General features: G+C 37.7%; 17 protein-coding genes. 3 read left to right on the forward strand and 14 right to left on the reverse strand.

Features of this window, described 5'->3' with window-relative positions; translation table 11 throughout:
• Window positions 1-9: 9 nt before the first annotated feature.
• The 8 genes from IGJ66_RS07010 to IGJ66_RS07045 all read right to left on the reverse strand — a co-directional run bounded on the left by IGJ66_RS07010 (window position 10) and on the right by IGJ66_RS07045 (window position 7,424).
• Window positions 10-936, reverse strand: coding sequence for an aspartate carbamoyltransferase catalytic subunit (locus IGJ66_RS07010; protein ID WP_067482255.1), 927 nt, complete (start codon window positions 934-936; stop codon window positions 10-12).
• Between the two features lie 11 nt (window positions 937-947).
• The gene (locus tag IGJ66_RS07015) at window positions 948-2,231 is read right to left on the reverse strand and encodes a solute carrier family 23 protein (RefSeq protein ID WP_067482257.1); all 1,284 of its coding nucleotides are present in this window, start codon (window positions 2,229-2,231) and stop codon (window positions 948-950) included.
• A 10-nt stretch (window positions 2,232-2,241) separates the two neighbouring features.
• Window positions 2,242-2,781 carry a bifunctional pyr operon transcriptional regulator/uracil phosphoribosyltransferase PyrR gene (gene pyrR / locus IGJ66_RS07020; RefSeq protein WP_067482259.1) on the reverse strand — a complete coding sequence of 180 codons (540 nt, stop codon included), beginning with the start codon at window positions 2,779-2,781 and terminating at the stop codon, window positions 2,242-2,244.
• A gap of 273 nt (window positions 2,782-3,054) precedes the next feature.
• Window positions 3,055-3,960: an RluA family pseudouridine synthase gene (locus IGJ66_RS07025; protein WP_067482261.1), complete on the reverse strand. Its 906-nt coding sequence runs from the start codon at window positions 3,958-3,960 to the stop codon at window positions 3,055-3,057.
• Complete coding sequence (lspA, locus tag IGJ66_RS07030; protein ID WP_067482263.1) at window positions 3,957-4,421, reverse strand: signal peptidase II; 465 nt, start codon at window positions 4,419-4,421, stop codon at window positions 3,957-3,959. Before lspA ends, IGJ66_RS07025 begins: the two co-directional genes overlap by 4 nt.
• A gap of 4 nt (window positions 4,422-4,425) precedes the next feature.
• Window positions 4,426-5,124 carry a CBS domain-containing protein gene (locus IGJ66_RS07035; RefSeq protein ID WP_430616425.1) on the reverse strand — a complete coding sequence of 233 codons (699 nt, stop codon included), beginning with the start codon at window positions 5,122-5,124 and terminating at the stop codon, window positions 4,426-4,428.
• Window positions 5,117-5,500, reverse strand: a complete 384-nt coding sequence (locus IGJ66_RS07040; protein WP_067482267.1) for a hypothetical protein — start codon at window positions 5,498-5,500, stop codon at window positions 5,117-5,119. The genes IGJ66_RS07035 and IGJ66_RS07040 overlap by 8 nt, the downstream gene beginning before the upstream one ends.
• A 253-nt stretch (window positions 5,501-5,753) precedes the next feature.
• Window positions 5,754-7,424, reverse strand: coding sequence for a formate--tetrahydrofolate ligase (locus IGJ66_RS07045; protein ID WP_075491690.1), 1,671 nt, complete (start codon window positions 7,422-7,424; stop codon window positions 5,754-5,756).
• 182 nt (window positions 7,425-7,606) lie between these two features.
• On the opposite strand from IGJ66_RS07045, the gene IGJ66_RS07050 reads away from it, so the two are divergent.
• Entirely contained in the window at window positions 7,607-7,810 is a 204-nt protein-coding gene (locus IGJ66_RS07050) for a cold-shock protein (protein WP_067482445.1), read from the forward strand.
• A gap of 138 nt (window positions 7,811-7,948) precedes the next feature.
• On the opposite strand, the gene IGJ66_RS07055 is transcribed toward IGJ66_RS07050, so the two are convergent.
• Window positions 7,949-8,401, reverse strand: coding sequence for an EbsA family protein (locus IGJ66_RS07055; protein ID WP_071868966.1), 453 nt, complete (start codon window positions 8,399-8,401; stop codon window positions 7,949-7,951).
• 75 nt (window positions 8,402-8,476) lie between these two features.
• Between IGJ66_RS07055 and IGJ66_RS07060 the strand changes: the two genes are divergently transcribed.
• The gene (locus IGJ66_RS07060; protein ID WP_067482274.1) at window positions 8,477-8,887 is read left to right on the forward strand and encodes a ribonuclease HI family protein; all 411 of its coding nucleotides are present in this window, start codon (window positions 8,477-8,479) and stop codon (window positions 8,885-8,887) included.
• A gap of 270 nt (window positions 8,888-9,157) precedes the next feature.
• Here IGJ66_RS07060 and IGJ66_RS07065 read toward each other — a convergent pair whose 3' ends face one another.
• The 3 genes from IGJ66_RS07065 to alaS form a co-directional block, all read right to left on the reverse strand.
• Window positions 9,158-10,300: a cation diffusion facilitator family transporter gene (locus IGJ66_RS07065; protein WP_430616426.1), complete on the reverse strand. Its 1,143-nt coding sequence runs from the start codon at window positions 10,298-10,300 to the stop codon at window positions 9,158-9,160.
• 45 nt (window positions 10,301-10,345) lie between these two features.
• Window positions 10,346-10,942, reverse strand: a complete 597-nt coding sequence (locus tag IGJ66_RS07070; protein ID WP_067482276.1) for an ECF transporter S component — start codon at window positions 10,940-10,942, stop codon at window positions 10,346-10,348.
• Window positions 10,943-11,108: 166 nt separating this feature from the next.
• Window positions 11,109-13,751, reverse strand: a complete 2,643-nt coding sequence (alaS, locus tag IGJ66_RS07075) for an alanine--tRNA ligase (RefSeq protein ID WP_218657832.1) — start codon at window positions 13,749-13,751, stop codon at window positions 11,109-11,111.
• A gap of 362 nt (window positions 13,752-14,113) precedes the next feature.
• On the opposite strand from alaS, the gene IGJ66_RS07080 reads away from it, so the two are divergent.
• Complete coding sequence (locus IGJ66_RS07080) at window positions 14,114-14,542, forward strand: GNAT family N-acetyltransferase (RefSeq protein WP_430616427.1); 429 nt, start codon at window positions 14,114-14,116, stop codon at window positions 14,540-14,542.
• A gap of 524 nt (window positions 14,543-15,066) precedes the next feature.
• Here IGJ66_RS07080 and IGJ66_RS07085 read toward each other — a convergent pair.
• Both IGJ66_RS07085 and IGJ66_RS07090 read right to left on the reverse strand, forming a co-directional pair.
• A complete protein-coding gene (locus tag IGJ66_RS07085) occupies window positions 15,067-16,416 on the reverse strand; it encodes a DEAD/DEAH box helicase (RefSeq protein ID WP_067482282.1) in 1,350 nt (449 codons plus the stop codon).
• Between the two features lie 136 nt (window positions 16,417-16,552).
• On the reverse strand, window positions 16,553-17,692 hold the full coding sequence (locus IGJ66_RS07090; RefSeq protein WP_067482284.1) for a VanZ family protein: 1,140 nt from the start codon (window positions 17,690-17,692) through the stop codon (window positions 16,553-16,555).
• Window positions 17,693-17,779: the final 87 nt, after the last annotated feature.

Genomic DNA, 17,779 nt, shown 5'->3' on the forward strand with positions numbered 1-17,779 from the left:
CTCCTACTTTTACGCTTTCCCGTTTAGTACTGCCTCTAAAATTGCCATTCTGACAAATACGCCATTGCTCATTTGTTGAACGATTCGTGACTGTAATCCTTCCACTAATGAGTCGGCTAGTTCAACGTCACGATTGACAGGTGCTGGGTGCATGATGATTGCATGTTTTTGCATCTTCTTTGCACGTTCAACAGTTAAGCCATGTTCTTGATGATAACTTTCTTTTGAGAAACTTTCTTTTCCATCATGACGTTCATGTTGTACTCGTAGCATCATCATTACATCTACTTGGTCGAGTAGTTCATCCAGTGGCAAGTAGTGTCCGTAAACTTCAAATTCATTGTCATACCATTCTTCTGGTCCAGAGAAGAAAACTTGTGCGCCTAGGCGTTTCAACATTTGCATGTTTGATTTAGCGACACGTGAATGTGTGATATCACCAACGATGGCTACTTTCAGTCCGTCAAAATGGCCAAATTCTTCATAAATCGTCATCAAATCTAGTAAACATTGTGTTGGATGCTGACCACTGCCATCCCCACCGTTGATAATCGAGCATTGGATTGTTTTGCTTTGAATCAAATCCTCATAATAGTTTTCATCTCCATGACGAATGACTGCTACATCCACTCCTAATGCGGACATTGTCAAAACGGTATCGTAAAGTGTTTCCCCTTTTGAAACTGAGCTAGTGCTTGCTTCAAACTCGATTACTTCTAAACCAAGCTTTTTCTCAGCTACATCAAAACTTTTATGTGTTCTTGTACTATTTTCGAAAAATAAGTTAGTTGCAAAATACTGGCTCTTTTGTGGTGTCCATTTTGCACCTTGTTTGAACTCTTGCCCGCGGCGAATCAAGCCCATAACTTCTTGGTCTGTTAGTGCTTCAACGGTTAATAAATGTTTTAAACTGATACGTTCTGATTGGATGATCATGAATTTTCCTCCTAGTTTTCTTCGCTACGTGAAGTTTCTGGTAAGATAAGATTTAAAATGATACCAAGGACAGTTGCTAATGCCATTGCTGATAACGTGAATGTTCCTACTTGGAAGACTAAGCCTCCGATACCGACAACCAAGATGACTGCTGCAATCAACAAGTTTTTCTTTTTATCGAAATCTACTTTGTTCTCAATCAAGATTTTCATCCCGCTAGCTGCGATAACACCGAACAAGATAAAACTGATTCCTGAAATAACCGGTCCAGGGATACTTAAGATTAAGGCACTTAGTTTTCCAACAAATCCCAAGATAACCGCGAAGAATGCTGCTCCGCCAATCACGAAGACGCTATGCACTCGTGTGATTGCTAGTACGCCAATGTTTTCTCCATAACTTGTAACTGGAGGGCCACCGACAAACGCTGCAACGATCTGTGCTAATCCGTCACCCATTAATGTTTTGTGCAATCCAGGCTCTTCAAAGAAGTTTCTGCGAGTTAATTTGTTCAGCACCATCAAATGACCAATATGTTCTGTCATTGTTACAAATGCGATTGGTGCCATTGTTGTAATCGCACCTAGATATAATTTTGGTTCATATTGAACAAATGGAATTTCAAAGTTTGGTAAAGCAAACCACGCTGCGTCTGCAATCGGTTGTGTATCAACAATTCCAAAGAGTAAGGCGACGATGTAGCCACTCACGATTCCTAATAAGATTGGAATCAACCCAAGAAATCCGCGTAAGAACATATTGAAGAAAATCGTCAAACCTAACGTGATTAACGCTACGGCAATGTATTTAAAATCGTAGTTACCATTGTTGTACATTGCATTGTTTGCAGCATTTGCTGCTAGCCCCAACCCGATAACCATAATTACTGGTCCAACAACGATTGGTGGTAAGATTCGGTCAAGCCATGCTGCACCGATTTTTTTGATAATCAAAGCGACAATCAGGTAAACCAACCCAGTTGTGATTGCTCCTTGCGCAATTGCTGGATAACCATCTGTTTTCATCAACATTTGCATCGCTGCAATAAAGGCAAAGCTACTTCCTAAGTAAGCTGGAATTTTTCCTTTTGTTGTAAACAAGTAAACCAGTGTGCCCAATCCTGAACTGACTAACGCAATCCCCGGATCGATTCCAACTAAAATCGGTACTAAAACTGTTGCTCCAAACATCGTGAATAAATGCTGTAAACTTAAACCAACCCAATGACCTAATTTTGGACGGTCATGAATGTCTAATACGACACTATCATTATGAAATTCTTTTTTCTCTGACATATCTTTTCCCCTATTCTTCCTCTTTTAAAATCATGATACGATCTTGTCCGTCAAGCTCTTGCATCTCTACCAGAATTTCTTCTGCTTTTGATGTTGGAATATTTTTCCCGACATAATCGGCACGAATTGGTAGTTCGCGATGACCGCGATCAACTAGTACAGCTAATGAAATTTTTCTTGGGCGTCCTAAATCCATGATGGCATCCATTGCCGCTCGAATCGTACGCCCTGTGTAAAGCACGTCATCAATCAAGATAACTTCTTTTCCTTCTAAAGAAACTGGCACATCTGATGAATGTAGCTCAGGTCCTTCTGCAAGCTCTTTTTTATCATCACGATACAATGTGATGTCTAACTCACCAACTGGAACTTCGATGTCTTCCAACTGTTTTAATCGTTCAGCAATTCGAGCAGCAATATAAATTCCTCGTGTTTTGATTCCCACTAAGACGATGTCTTCAATGCTGTGATTTCTTTCGATGATTTCATAAGTAATTCGTGTCAATGCTCGTTTCATTGTTACTTGATCGACTACTTCTTTGGTTTGCATACTGTTTCCCTCCATTTTTTTGCATAAAAAAACTCCTGCCCTAAGAGGACAGGAGGTATGTTTAGACTGATTGTACAATTTGGTACGTTCATAGATAGCTAATACAGTTGCACTGTTAGCTATACTTCGTCATTGAGCATCACACATATAGCGCACCATATGGTTGATTACTCACACCCTTCTTAGCCTCACGGGACTAAACTTAAAGGACTACTATTTAATTTTCGTTTAAGCTTTTCGTTGTTAATACTATACCGTTGCCAGCATAAAAAATCAATGGCTTTTTCTTAATTTTTCTAAAGTTTTTTCAAACACTTCAGGAAGTGGCGCTTCAAAGACCATTTCTTGTCCGGTAACAGGATGTGTGAAGCCTAACATCTGGGCATGTAAGAATTGACCATTTCCTGGTAAAGTTTTCTTTGGCCCGTATACAGGATCGCCTGCCAAAGGAAAACCAATATATTGCATGTGGACACGAATTTGGTGCGTACGACCTGTTTCTAATTTTAATTCAACCAAAGTAAATCCTTCAAAACGTTCTAGCACAGTAAAATGAGTAACAGCAGATTTTCCATCTTCACGAACGGATTGCATCTTGCGATTGACTTTTGAACGGCCAATCGGCGCATTGATCGTTCCCTTATCGTGCGAAATCTCACCATGAACCAACGCAACGTATTTTCGTAAAGAAGTTTTATCTTTTAATTGTTTTGCCAATGATTCATGTGCTTGATCATTCTTGGCAACCATTAACAAACCAGAGGTATCTTTATCAATCCGATGCACGATTCCAGGGCGAATCACACCGTTGATGGAAGATAAATCTTTGACATGATACATCAACGCATTTACCAAAGTTCCATGGCTGTGCCCAGCTGAAGGGTGGACAACCATGCCTTGTGGCTTATTGATAACTGCGACATCTTCGTCCTCGTAAACAATTGTTAACGGAATATCTTCAGCGATGACATCTAATGTTTCTGGCTCGGGAATTGCTACAAATAGTTCATCCTTTGCTTTCACTTTATAATTTGCTTTAACGGGTTGACCATTTACAGCAACCACGCCTTCTTTTAACCAAAGTTGGATTTGAGAACGACTATAATCTGGAAATAAGCCTGTTAGGACTTTATCAATTCGTCCTGTTTCTTGTTCGATTGTTGCTCTTAGTTCTGTCATTTTTTCACTTGATCCTTTTCATCTAAAATAATATATATCAATATACAAATCACGCCACAAACTAATGAAATATCAGCGACATTAAAAATCGGAAAGTTCATAAAATCTGTTTGGAACATGTCCACTACATAACCTAAACGCACACGATCAATAAAGTTTCCAATCGCGCCTGCTAAAATCAATGCCAAACCAGTCATAAACCAACGACTTGCTGTCTGCCTGTTTTTAATCATTAAATAAACGATTGCTACCACAGCAACAATTGTTACCACAGTAAAGAACCACATTTTTCCCTCTAGCATGCTCCAAGCTGCTCCCGTATTCCGAATATGGTTTAGCGATAAGACACCAGGAATGATTGGTTGGGTTTCTCCTAATGCTAAGTTGCTTGTAATCCACCATTTGACCCATTGATCTATTGCAATCAAAGCGCCACTCATTATCCAATATATAACTAACACACGATCAATCCTTTTCTACTTGTTTAAAAATATCTCTTGGTCGAATAATCCCTAATAAATTGCCATCAGGGTTTCCATCTTTTGTAATCAACACTGCCTCTAGCGTCCCTTGCTCACGAAACATCAACTCAACTTCGTATATTTTCGTGTTCGCAGAAACAAATTGATAATTTGTATATTTTCCATCACCAATAATCAAATCTTTCGCTTGCTTCCGTGTTAAGTCAATCACTCCTTGTTGACTTTCTTTAGCCAACCAAAATCCGATTGCTCGTAAAGTAATCAATGCTTCAAATTTCCCTTTATTATACAGTGGAAATTGAGAGTAACGCTTTTGAGCAATCGTCTCTAGCAAATCTAGTAAAGGAATATTTTTATCAAAACCAGTCACTTTCTTTGCAAACTTCGGCAACACCGTGGCTGGACGAATCAATGCCTCTTCAATGACTTGGATCTTGTCAACTGCCCACTCATTTGGCTCTGCAATGACAAAGTCTTCAGCAATTCTTTCATGAACAATTGCGTTCCTTAATTGCGCCATCTGAAATAAATCTTCTTCATATTTACTGACCATTGACCCTTTTTTGCGAGCCAATCGGCGCACTAATTCGGTAAAGCCCATATTACGGGTATTTCCCATTTCCTCACGCATCCATTTTTCAATACGATTGAAGCTACTTAAAAACACATCAGAGTTACTCATATTTGCTAGGGTCCTCCTTGATGACATAAGCTTGGTTCTTAATGAAGAAAAAGAAACCAATCATTCCAATCACAGCTACCAAGCTATAGAATAAATTATTAAAATAAATAGCACTTAAACTCGTGAAAAAAAAGAGTACCGGATACAATTGCAACAGGAGTAAGTTCATCGTAATAACGTACGCATCTTTTGGCAATGCAATTTGATAAACTGGACTTTTTAACCAAAAAAACGTGACTTGCATCGTTAGTGGAACGGTTGCTTCTACTTCCACGCTGTCTTGCTGATTTAAGTAAACAGACTTTCCATTAATTTGTAGTCGAATAGAACTTCCCATTCCATAAAAACCAGTTTTTCTGGTGAATTTTATTTTCATAATGCCCCTCCTATTATGCTTTAGTATAACTTAAAACACAACAATGAAAAAGAAAATACCTTAGATAAGGTTGTGACTCCAAGCGTTCAGCTTCGAAAAAATAAAGAGCAACTGAAAAAAATAGCTTTTCACATTTTTGGATAGTTATAAATTATCTCGAGGCGTTACTTGGAGAACACCATAACTTCAGAAAAAGGAGGTATGACAAAAGTTTTGCCATACCTCCCACTTCTTTTGAATCATCCGTTTATCATCAAAACAAACCGATCACTTCTCCTTGATTCGTTACATCCATGTTTAACGCTGCAGGTTTTTTTGGCAATCCTGGCATCGTCATCACGTCACCTGTGAGTGCTACTAAAAAGCCAGCACCTAATTTGGGAACAAATTCTCGAATCGTAATCGTAAAATCAGTTGGTGCGCCAAGCAACGTTGGATCATCTGAAAATGAATACTGGGTTTTTGCCATGCAGATTGGCAAGCCACTCCAACCATTTTTCTCAAACTCCTCGATTTGTTTCTGCGCTTTTTTACTAAATTGAACGCCTTGTCCACCATAAATCTTTTTGACGATTGTCTCTGCTTTTTCCGAAATCGTCGCAGTTGATTGATATAACGGTTGATAATCAGCTGCTTGTTCAGCAATTAGTTCCACTACAGCTTTTGCTAAATCCACACCACCAAGTGCGCCTTGTTCCCATACGCTGACACGTTTAGCTAAGACACCTTGGTTTTCACATAACTCTTCTAACAATGCAAATTCTGCTTTCGTATCCGTAACAAACTCGTTGATTGCCACGATTACAGGGATATTGTACGAACGCATATTTTCAATGTGGCGTTTCAAATTAACAAAACCGGCTTTCAAAGCAGGTAAATCTTCTTCAAGTAGTTCTGACTTTTGTCTCCCCCCGTGCATTTTTAATGCGCGAATCGTTGCAACAATTACAATTGCATCTGGCGCTTTTTTCAAGTTAGGGACTTTGATATCAAGAAACTTCTCCGCGCCCAAATCTGCACCAAAGCCAGCTTCCGTAACCACGTAATCAGCTAATTTCAAAGCTGTTTTAGTTGCTAAAATACTATTACATCCGTGAGCAATATTTGCAAACGGTCCACCATGAATAAACGCAGGTGTGCCATAAATTGTTTGAACTAAATTTGGTTTCAACGCATCTTTTAGAAGTAAAGCAAGAGCGCCTTCTACTTTTAAGTCACCTGCAGTTACAGGTTCTCTGTCAAAAGTATACCCAATGACGATTCGTGCTAGCCGCGCCTTTAAGTCATCTAAATCAGTTGCCAAACATAAAATCGCCATGATTTCACTAGCAACGGTGATGTCAAAGCCATCCTCTCTTGGTACTCCCTGGATTGGTCCACCTAAGCCAACAATCACCTGACGCAATTCACGGTCATTCAAGTCAACCACACGCTTCCAAATAACACGTCTGGCATCAATTTTCAATTCATTTCCTTGATGGATATGGTTATCTAAGAAGGCAGATAGCGCATTATTCGCACTTGTAATAGCATGCATGTCGCCAGTAAAATGCAGATTGATGTCTTCCATTGGTAAAACTTGGGCATACCCACCGCCAGCTGCACCACCTTTAATCCCCATGACAGGTCCTAATGAAGGTTCTCTTAAAGCGATTGCTGCCTGTTTGTTAATTTGATTTAGTGCATCTCCCAAGCCAACAGTAACAGTTGACTTTCCTTCCCCCGCAGGTGTTGGGTTAATTGACGTGACCAAAATCAGTTTGCCATCCGGCTTTGCTTTTAGCTCCTCAATTGCCGAAAAATTTATTTTTGCTTTGTAATTTCCATATAATTCCAGGTCCTCATAGCCAAGATTTACTTTATCAGCTATCTCAACAATCGGTTTTAAGTCAGTTTCTTGTGAAATTTGTAAATCACTCTTCATCAAACTACCCCTTTACACGAACTTTAATTCAATTTATTTTCTTTTTGTTAAGTTATTTTTATTATACACGTTTTTAATTGAAATAAATAGATAGAAAAGCCATCTCTTTTATTTATTTGACGTACTTATAAATACTCTTTATAATGTGGCTATGGTAGATTTTAAGAAAGGTCGTGAGTGCTTTGACCCAGGGAATCGTGAAGTGGTTTGACAATAAAAAAGGATACGGATTTATCAGTTATGATGAGACGGAAGAGATTTTTGTCCATTTTACCGCAATCGAAGAAGATGGCTTTAAGAGTCTGGAAGAAAACCAAGCCGTTGAGTTTAAGATTATTGAAGGCAATCGCGGAACACAAGCAGCTCATGTTAAGAAATTAAGTTAATTGATTCAATTAAAATCACATTCAATGATAAATGAACAAGGAAATTGTAGTTGAGACAAGGAAAACTTGTCTCAACTTTTTTTATACTTTTAGTAACCCAAAAAGGAGTCGCGGACAAAAGCCCTCAACTCCTTTTTCTCATTGTTTATGAGAACTATTTGATTGATCCTTTGATTTATCTTTTCGTGACTGATCAACAAATACTTCTTGTGAAGTTCCCGCAAAATAATTACGAACGGGTACCCGATCTTTTGCACGTAATAAATAGATTGTCGGCTCTAACTCATCTGTTAATTTCAACTCCAAGCCATGATCATGTGGAGCTACCTTTTCGACTTGCTGTAACGTTAATTTTTTATCTTTCCAAAAAGCAGCATAGCGAATTTTGATTGAATTTTTTTCTAGTACAAACGATCGACGTAACCCTAGCAATAAAAACACAGCAAAAATGCCCATAACTACATTACTTTTCCAATAAGGTCCTGTATTTTCAAGTGACAAAATCAAACTGAAAAAGAAAATAATCAACGTCAATGACCAATAAATGATCGACTGTGCCAATTCTGGCTGCCAGCGAATAATTTTTTTCATTGTCTAACCTCGCATGATAAGTAATAATGCTATAATCATATCATAACATTACTTTATTTTAAAAAGGAGATATTCATGTTACGAGTATACATTGATGCCTCGACAAAAGGCAACCCCGGTCCAAGTGGTGGTGGCATTGTGATTCTTGGAGAAAATCGTTATGAACAGCTAGCTGTTCCTCTTTCTGATGGGTCAAATCACGAAGCAGAATTCGAAGTCTTTTTAAAAACTTTAGAAATTTTAAAGGAAAAGGAATTAAACACTGAAACGATTTTTTGTTATTCAGATAGTAAAACGTTAGTTTCCACCATTGATAAAAATTTTACAACTAACGAATTATTCCAGCCCTACTTGTCAGCAATCCAATCACTTCTTCCAACTTTCTCTTTGTTTCTTTTACAATGGATTCCTGAAAGTAAAAATAAAGGTGCCGATAATCTAGCTCGACAAGCATTAAAAAAACAACTCCAACAAACAAAAAAATAAACCGAAAACGATGAAGCTTACTAAACTCCATCGTTTTCGGTCTTTTAATAAACTTTTCAAGCTTATTAAGATACTTCCTTAGGTTACGGATTTAACTGGTAGAAAAGTTTCCTTATTGCTCAAAGCTAAGCGTTTTGCGCCACAACCTTATTTACGGTGTTCCCCAATCAGCTTCTTCGGCAATAAGCCCTCTTTTCATAAAAATATGAGGAACTATTTTTAGAAAAGTTTTCTTATTGCTTGAAGCTAAGCGCTTGGAGTCACAACCTTTCACAACAAATAATTATGATCGAAAGTAATCTCCACCTGATACTTCCCAATCTTCTGCTTGACTTGCTCCCGAATAATTTCTTCCAAGTTCTCATCAGAAAAATGACATTTCTGTGGAACAACCACATCAAATTGCAAAATTTCCCCTTCTTTTATCACACGAAAATCATGAATTTTAAGTCCTTCTGCTGTAGTTGCAACAATTTCACGCAATGTCTGTAATACCGCTAAATAACGTTCATTACTCACTGGAACAGGATCTAAATGACAAACCAAATCAACTGCTAAACGTTCTTTGAAATCTTTTTCGATTCGGTCAACAATACGATGCGCCTGATTCAAATCTAAACTATCATCCACTTCGATATGAACAGATGCAAATCGTTTACTTGGTCCATAATTGTGTACTAACAAATCATGATAACCTAAAATTTGATCGTAATTATTCAGCGAATCTTCCATTTCTTCGATTTCTTCTGTTGTAGGTCGGCTACCCATCAACTCATAGACAAAGTCACGAACCATCATTCCACCGCTATACAAAATATATAATGCTAATGCAAATCCAATATAGCCATCGATTCTCCATCCAGTCAACCATTCAATACCCGCTGAAATCAAAACCGCTAACGTTGTAAATACATCATTGTAACTATCAGTTGAAGTAGCTCGCAAAGCATTCGAATCAATTTTTGTTGCGATTCGACTATACATTTTCCCTTGAATAAACTTCAAACCAATTGAAAAAACCAAGACTAAAAAGACAACTGGTGTCAAAATAACATTTTCTGGATGTATAATTTTTTGAAAAGAAGATTCTAAAAATGTAAATCCCACATAAGAAATAATGATTGACACAAATAATCCACTGATATATTCAAACCGTTCATGTCCATATGGGTGCTCTTTATCTGCTGGTTTAGCTGCAATCTTAAACCCAATCAAGGTCAACACAGAGGAAGCAGTATCCGACAAACTGTTGATTGCATCTGCCATGATTGACACACTACCTGATAAGATTCCAATCATAAATTTGGAAACAAATAAAATCAAATTGGAAATCAAGCCTAAGACACCTGCCAAGATTCCTTGTTTCGTTCGTTCTCTACTCGTTGTTTTTTCTGTCGTTTGTTTTCTTGTCACACTCTTACTCCCTTATCTGAAAAGATCTGCTCTCAATTAAATTTTTTATTCTGGTTTCAAAGGAGTCGCCGCAAAGAGTGCTTTAGCAAGAAGCGGCGTAATAATTCCTGCCCCAATTGCTTCTGGAACACCATTGATTCCCGCAACTCCGATCAAAGTTTTAAATAAAAGTGATGTGTCCACGCCATAAGCATTGGCAGTCGCACTTGTATAAAACATTCCCATAAAACCTAAAACAAGTAAAGTATTCGTTAGGGAACCCAGTACTCCTGCAACAGCAGCCCCCATCACCACAGATTGATTTTTACGATAAATCCAATGAAAGATAACACCAGCAACCAAACCAACAAGTACCCGTGGGACCACTGAAATGATTGGATTCGTAAAGACTAACGTATCAAAGGGAGTCGTCGGCATGGCAAACGCGCGAACAATAGTCGCAATTCCCCAGAACAAGCCAATCAGCATGCCATCTTTAGGTCCTAATACAACGGCTGCTACAATAACTGTAATATGGATGATTGTTAAGCTAATAAACCCTAACGGAATAAAGCCCAGCCAAGGAACCATTGCTTGAACAAGAATGATTGCTAACAAGACTGCGCGTAATACTAAACGAAATGTTTTATTTCTACTATTCATCTTAAACCCCACCTTTTTCTTTTCATCGTAAAAAGTTCTTGCTCATTCGTCAACTATTTACCTTTATCCTAAAATAGACACAAAAAAACAAGCGGACTTGGAATGGCTATTTTTCAATAGCACTCCAAGTCTTGCTTATCTTTGAACGTTAAATTTTAACAAACGATTATTGGTTAAGCAACCAATTTTTTGCTTCGGCTAATGCATCTGGAATACCTGCTGGATTTTTACCGCCTGCTTGTGCCATGTCTGGACGTCCGCCGCCGCCACCGCCAACTTTCGGTGCGATTGCTTTGATTAAGTCCCCAGCTTTTAATCCGGCTTCATTTGCTTCCTTCGACATAGCCACTAACAAACTAACTTTTCCGTCTTGCTCATTTGCCAGAACAAGAATGTCAGAAATTGCTTTTTGTTTCCATTGGTCTGCTAATTGACGTAATTGATTCATGTCTTTCACTTTCACTTGTGAAGCAATCAATGTTTTTCCAGCAACCGTTTCTGACTCTTTGAAAATGTCTCCGGCTTGTTGATTAGCTAATTTACTTGCTAATTTTTCATTTTCTTTTTGTAATTCACGTAATTGTTGTTGTAATTGTTCTGTTTTTGCAACTACTTCTTTTAATTGAGGTGATTTGACGATTGCTGCAACTTCTTTTAATTGTTGCTCCTCACCTTCTAGTAGTTCGTAAGCTTCTTTACTTGTAACAGCTTCGATACGACGAACGCCAGCACCGATTCCTGATTCAGAAACGATTTTGAAAATACCGATGTCTTCTGTGTTTGATACGTGTGTCCCACCACAAAGTTCGATTGACCATTCGCCAATGTTGACGACGCGGACTTCACGACCATATTTTTCACCAAACAAGGCCATTGCCCCCATATTTTTTGCTGTGTCAATGTCTGTTTCGATTGTTTGAACTGGAATAGCTTCCCAAATTTTTTCATTGACGATTCGTTCCATTTGAACTAGTTCATCTGCTGTGATTTGGCCAAAGTGAGTGAAGTCAAAACGTAAGTGTCCAGGTGCAACTAATGAACCTGCTTGGTTTGCATGTTCACCTAATGTTTCTTTTAACGCTTTATGCAATAAGTGAGTCGCTGTATGGTTTTTAATGATTCGATTACGCATTGGTTCGTTGATTGCTAAATGATAGATTGTACCTTCTTGCATTGGTGATTTGACTGTTACTGTGTGCATAAATTGACCGTTTGGTGCTTTTTGAACATCTGTAACTGTTGCAACCACTTCTTGTGCATCATTTAAAATCCAACCTTGATCAGCAACTTGTCCACCCATTTCTGCATAGAAAGGTGTTTCAGCAAAAATCATTTGAGCAACGCCTTCTGTTACTTCACTTAGTAATTCTTCGTCTTGAACGATTACTAATAATTTGCTGTCTGCCTCAACTTCTGTGTAACCAATAAATTTGCTATCCACTTTGATATCCGTTAATAATGCTGATTGAACGCCCATTGATTTTTCCGTGCTTCTTGCAGAGCGGGCACGTTCTCTTTGTGCTTCCATTTCTTTTTCAAAGCCAGCATGATCGACTTTCAAACCTTCGTCTTCCGCTACTTCTTCAGTTAATTCTACTGGGAAGCCGTAAGTATCATAAAGTTTAAAGATATCCTTACCAGCTAAAGTCGTTCCGTTTGCTGCTTTTACCTCTTCAATCACTTGGTTCAAGATATCTAGACCTTCATTAATTGTTTCGTTAAAGCGTTCTTCTTCTGTCCGAATGACTTTTTCAATAAATTCTTTTTGTTGTAACACTTCTGGATAGTAGCTAACCATGATTTCTCCAACAACTGGAACTAATTTATACAAGAAAGCTTGATTGATTCCCAATTTTTTACCATGCATAACTGCACGACGTAATAAACGGCGTAATACATAACCGCGTCCTTCATTTGAAGGTAGTGCGCCATCTCCAATTGCAAAAGATAATGCACGAATGTGGTCAGCAATTACTTTATAAGAAATATCCGTTGCTGGGCTTTCACCGTACTTCACTTGGTTGCTTAATTTTTCAACCGCATGAATGATTGGCATAAACAAATCTGTTTCAAAATTCGTTGGTGCATCTTGAACGATAGAAACCATGCGTTCTAATCCCATGCCCGTATCAATGTTTTTATGTGGTAGTGGTTCAAATGTGTTGTCTGGTTTGTGGTTAAACTCAGAAAATACCAAGTTCCAGATTTCTAAATAACGCTCATTTTCGCCACCAGGATAGTTTTCAGGATCATCTTCTGCTAAATCATTATAAGATTCTCCACGATCATAGAAGATTTCCGTATCGGGACCACAAGGACCGGCACCAATATCCCAGAAATTATCTTCTACATCGATGATATGATCCATAGGTAAGCCCACTTCTTCGTGCCAGATGCGTTTTGCTTCCGTATCTTTTGGATAGACAGTAACATATAACTTTTCAGGGTCAAAGGCCATCCATTCAGGGCTTGTCAAAAATTCCCATGCCCAGTGGATTGCTTCTTCTTTGAAATAATCTCCGATAGAAAAGTTTCCTAGCATTTCAAACATCGTGTGATGGCGAGCAGTTTTTCCGACATTTTCAATATCATTTGTTCGAATTGATTTTTGTGCATTAGTGATTCTTGGATTTTCTGGAACAACTGAACCATCAAAATATTTTTTTAAGGTTGCTACTCCTGAGTTGATCCATAACAAAGTTGGATCGTTAACTGGCACTAATGAGGCGCTTGGCTCGATTGTGTGTCCTTTTGATTGGAAAAAATCTAAAAACATTTGACGAACTTGTGCACTACTTAATTGTTTCATTCCATTACCTTCTCTCGTTGTTTTTCAATACAAAAAACACCATTACAGCCAAGGACGAAAACTCGCGGTACCACCTTGGTTGCAATGATGTTTGATCATTACCTCTTAAACTCGATAACGCTGAGTTGCGTTGATATTTCTATCAAAAGAAAAAAGGGAGCAATTTGATTGGTAACTATTCTTTTTTCAGCCTAGAAAGAATTTTCTGTAAGCCCCTAAAAACAAATCATGTCCTTTTTTGTACTCGTTAAGTATACGCACTTCCCGGATATCTGTCAATAAAGCTTTTCTATTTTGGCTCTTTTTGCTGCTCTCCGTCTGTGTTACGATAAATAAAAAGAGTTGATTGGAGGAAAAGATTCATGAACGACTTTTTTGGTAATGAAACTTGGATTCAAGCAGCAAGCTTCGCACTTCGCTATGAAGTCTTTGTTTTAGAACAACATATTCCACCAGAATGGGAGTTTGATGCACTCGATACCAGTCAAAGAAATTATTTTTTGCTCCTTGATGATCTAACTCCTGTTGCGACTTTACGTTATCAACTGAAAAGCGAAACATGTTTTCAGCCTGACCGTTTTTGTGTGGCAAAACCCTACCGCAAAAAAGGCATTGGACGTTCACTGTTATTCAAGGCAGAACAAGTTGCCAAAAATAATGGCTGTCGGTTAAGCTATTTAGTCGCTGAGTTAACAGCGCAGTCATTTTATGAACGCTGTGGGTATGTTTCCTGTACGCCACCTTTTGAAGAAGATGGCATTCTTTGTGTAGGCATGGAAAAAATTTTATGATTAGCTAACTCAATAACAGTATAAAAAACTTAGATAAATCTAAACAATCTGTTTGTCTTTAACTCTGATTTCAATATTAAAACCGCCTAAAATCAACGTTTTCAAAAAACGAATTTTAGGCGGTTTTTTTCTTGAATATTTTTGTCTCAGACTCTTTTTTACGAATAAACGGTGTTCAAGAAGTAACTCCTTCCAAATAAGCCTAAATTTCACAAAAATTTGAGAAACAATTTCTGAAAATTTATTCTTATTTATTGGAGTTGAACACTTTCTCCACAACCTTACTCACGGTGTTCTCAAAACAACTCCTCAAGAAAGTTTGCATTCACTTCAAAATGTGGACTGCTATTTTGTGTGCTTCCACGCTATCTTGTCGGAGCAAATCGTTTTGCGCCACATCCTCTTTCACGGTGTTTCTCAAGCAACTTCTCGAAATAATTCATAACTGTCCAAAAACATAAGCAGCTATTTTTGTCAGTTCTTCATTATTTTTTCGAAGCTGAGCGCTTGGAGCCACAACCTTTTTATTTATGTGAACTTTTTTTATTTTTACGAGCTGTTCGTGACTGTTGGCGACGTTCGATTTTACGTTCTTGTTTGTTCTTTTCAGCAATCGCCCAATCAATCTTCTTCTTGTAGCCCGGTTTGATTTTTTTCTTTTTCTTTTTCACTAACCCAATCAATGTTGGATCCAATGTGTCTTTTGATTTTTCGCGTTTTGTTCGACGATTTCGGTCATAAGTTTTCACAATTTCGCCGTCTTTGATTTCTTTCGGTTCAAATTTGACACCTAACGTTTCCAACATGTCAATTGATTGTTCATCGCTTGGCGAATAAAGCGTGATTGCCGTTCCTTTGAGACCATTTCTCCCCGTTCGACCGACACGGTGAATGAAGAAATCTGTATCTTCAGGAATCTCTGCGTTGATCACATGTGAGACCCCTTCAATATCGATTCCTCGTGCAGCAAGGTCGGTTGCTACTACATATTGAAATTCTAAATCTTGTACTTGGCGCATCACGCGTTTACGTTCGCGAGGAGTGATGCCTCCATGAATTTTCGCAACTTTCAAACCTTTTTTCTTCAAATAATCTGCGATTTCATCAACATGTTGTTTCGTATTTGCAAATACAATTGCTAAATACGGATGACCAATTGTCAATAATTGATAGATCATTTTATTTTTATCTTTGCCTTTCGTCGACATCAACCAGTTTTCAATATCTTCAGAGATAATTGCTTTTGGTTTGATTTCTTCGATAATAGGGTTTTGCATATATTTACGCAAAAATGGACGCAATTTTTCTGGGATTGTTGCTGAGAATACTAAAAATTGAACTTTTTCAGGTAAACGACCTGCGATTTGATCGACTTCATTTAAGAATCCCATATCCAATGTCATATCTGCTTCATCGACAACAAACGCAAATGCTGTATGGATTTTTAACGCTTGTTCATTCATCATATCTAAAATACGACCTGGTGTTCCAACTACGACATGTGGTTGTTGGTGACGTAAACGATCCAATTGGCGTTGCTTATCCGTTCCACCAACAAAATTGCTGACACGAATTTCTGGTGATGAAAATTGTGCAAGCTGATTAGCGGCCTTATAAATTTGTGCAGCTAATTCGCGACTTGGAGCAGTAATGACTACTTGGACTTCTTCCTTTGTAGCATCAATTTTATTAAATAGTGGCAATAAAAATGTATGTGTTTTTCCAGAACCTGTTTGTGATTGACCAACAATATTTTTTCCTTTGGCAATCAATGGAATCAATTTTTCTTGTACTTCCGTTGGTTGCACGAAGCCCTTTGCTGTCAATGCTTCGTTAATAAATGGTTGAAAGTTGAATTTATCAAAATTATTCATCTATGCACCTCTTCTCTTTAATTTTTCACGACTTTGGCATTATAACACAGCCGCATGATTTTTGCTCTCTTATTCTCAAACAGTGATTCGCGCCTTCTTTACAATATCTCATCAGATTTCATCAGCAATTTTCAATTTATTTATTTTTGATCGTGCTGATGGTGTAGGTATGACTCGCTTTTTCATAAAACAAGACACTCTTTTTCCTCACAAATGAAAGTACGAGATTCAAGACAAAAATTCCTTGAGCAAACATCAAGCCCATAAAAACAAAAATCGCCGTCATTTGCAGTACACCAGTTGATTGGTCCATGATTTGTTGTGAAAATTGAATTGCCCAACTCAAACCATAAAACAAGAAATAGAGATAGCTATAACGAATCAACAATGCCTTAAAAGAAATCCGTTCTTTCTTTTCTTCCACAACTTGAATGCGTACAACTTTTTTTCCAAGTGTCTTACCATTTGTTAGATAAGTCAAAACGATAAAATACAAGAAAACTTCTAGGAAAATCCACTCACTGTTCGTCGTAACGACATCTTTTTTGAACATTAATTGTAGCAAAATGGAGATGACACTATCTAGTATTCCCAAAAATACCCAGTCAATCAAATATGCAACCAATCTTCTTGTTAAGGAAACTTTTTGACCTTTCTCATAAGATATCTCATCCATTCTCGCTCTCGTCGGCAACATGAAAGTGAAAATTGGTGCTATAAGATAACCTAGTGTGCCCCCCAGCGTGTTGTGAAGCAAATCATTCACATCAAACAAGCGATACGGTCTAGGATAAATAAAGTACAGACCACTTAATTGTGTAAGCTCAAAAAACAACGATAAGCAAAAGCTTGCAATGATTGTTTTTGCAAAAGATAATCTAAAATAATATCTTAAATAAATCCCAAAAGGTACCAGCAATAAGATATTAAACACTGGTTCTAAAAAGACGCTTTGTTTCATAGCAGCTAAATAAGTACTCGGATCATGAATGTTTAATACTGTTTGATTCCAAAAATGGTGCCATGAAGCAAACAACTCTAGCTCCATTTTAGGTCCTGTCATCTGAGCCACCGTTTCCCTTGCTGGTAATGGTAGAATAACTAGAAAATATGCACATAATAGGTAAAATACAAAAGAATAAAGAATAACACCTCGATATAAGAGAAATGTTCCATATTTACGGTATTCATAAATAAAGAAGACCGACGAAATTGCTAGTGCTAAAAATGGAAATACAAATAATGCAAACCGAATTGGTTCAATATAACTTGCCATAACAGCCCACCACACTTTTTATAAATTTTCTTGAGTATCAACATACATTTTATCAAGCATTTCAATGCTTAATCAAGCAACGACGCT

It is taken from the genome of Enterococcus sp. DIV0176, assembly GCF_050528535.1.
Lineage (GTDB): Bacteria > Bacillota > Bacilli > Lactobacillales > Enterococcaceae > Enterococcus_B > Enterococcus_B thailandicus.

What these genes read in the sequence shown, in the direction of transcription:
- IGJ66_RS07070 (WP_067482276.1), bottom strand. Translation starts at nt 10,942, where the DNA reads ATGAATAGTAGAAATAAAACATTTCGTTTAGTATTACGCGCAGTCTTG.
- pyrR (WP_067482259.1), bottom strand. Translation starts at nt 2,781, where the DNA reads ATGCAAACCAAAGAAGTAGTCGATCAAGTAACAATGAAACGAGCATTG.
- IGJ66_RS07085 (WP_067482282.1), bottom strand. Translation starts at nt 16,416, where the DNA reads ATGAATAATTTTGATAAATTCAACTTTCAACCATTTATTAACGAAGCA.
- IGJ66_RS07035 (WP_430616425.1), bottom strand. Translation starts at nt 5,124, where the DNA reads ATGAGTAACTCTGATGTGTTTTTAAGTAGCTTCAATCGTATTGAAAAA.
- IGJ66_RS07045 (WP_075491690.1), bottom strand. Translation starts at nt 7,424, where the DNA reads ATGAAGAGTGATTTACAAATTTCACAAGAAACTGACTTAAAACCGATT.
- IGJ66_RS07060 (WP_067482274.1), top strand. Translation starts at nt 8,477, where the DNA reads ATGTTACGAGTATACATTGATGCCTCGACAAAAGGCAACCCCGGTCCA.
- IGJ66_RS07025 (WP_067482261.1), bottom strand. Translation starts at nt 3,960, where the DNA reads ATGACAGAACTAAGAGCAACAATCGAACAAGAAACAGGACGAATTGAT.
- IGJ66_RS07080 (WP_430616427.1), top strand. Translation starts at nt 14,114, where the DNA reads ATGAACGACTTTTTTGGTAATGAAACTTGGATTCAAGCAGCAAGCTTC.
- IGJ66_RS07090 (WP_067482284.1), bottom strand. Translation starts at nt 17,692, where the DNA reads ATGGCAAGTTATATTGAACCAATTCGGTTTGCATTATTTGTATTTCCA.
- alaS (WP_218657832.1), bottom strand. Translation starts at nt 13,751, where the DNA reads ATGAAACAATTAAGTAGTGCACAAGTTCGTCAAATGTTTTTAGATTTT.
- IGJ66_RS07040 (WP_067482267.1), bottom strand. Translation starts at nt 5,500, where the DNA reads ATGAAAATAAAATTCACCAGAAAAACTGGTTTTTATGGAATGGGAAGT.
- IGJ66_RS07055 (WP_071868966.1), bottom strand. Translation starts at nt 8,401, where the DNA reads ATGAAAAAAATTATTCGCTGGCAGCCAGAATTGGCACAGTCGATCATT.
- IGJ66_RS07010 (WP_067482255.1), bottom strand. Translation starts at nt 936, where the DNA reads ATGATCATCCAATCAGAACGTATCAGTTTAAAACATTTATTAACCGTT.
- IGJ66_RS07015 (WP_067482257.1), bottom strand. Translation starts at nt 2,231, where the DNA reads ATGTCAGAGAAAAAAGAATTTCATAATGATAGTGTCGTATTAGACATT.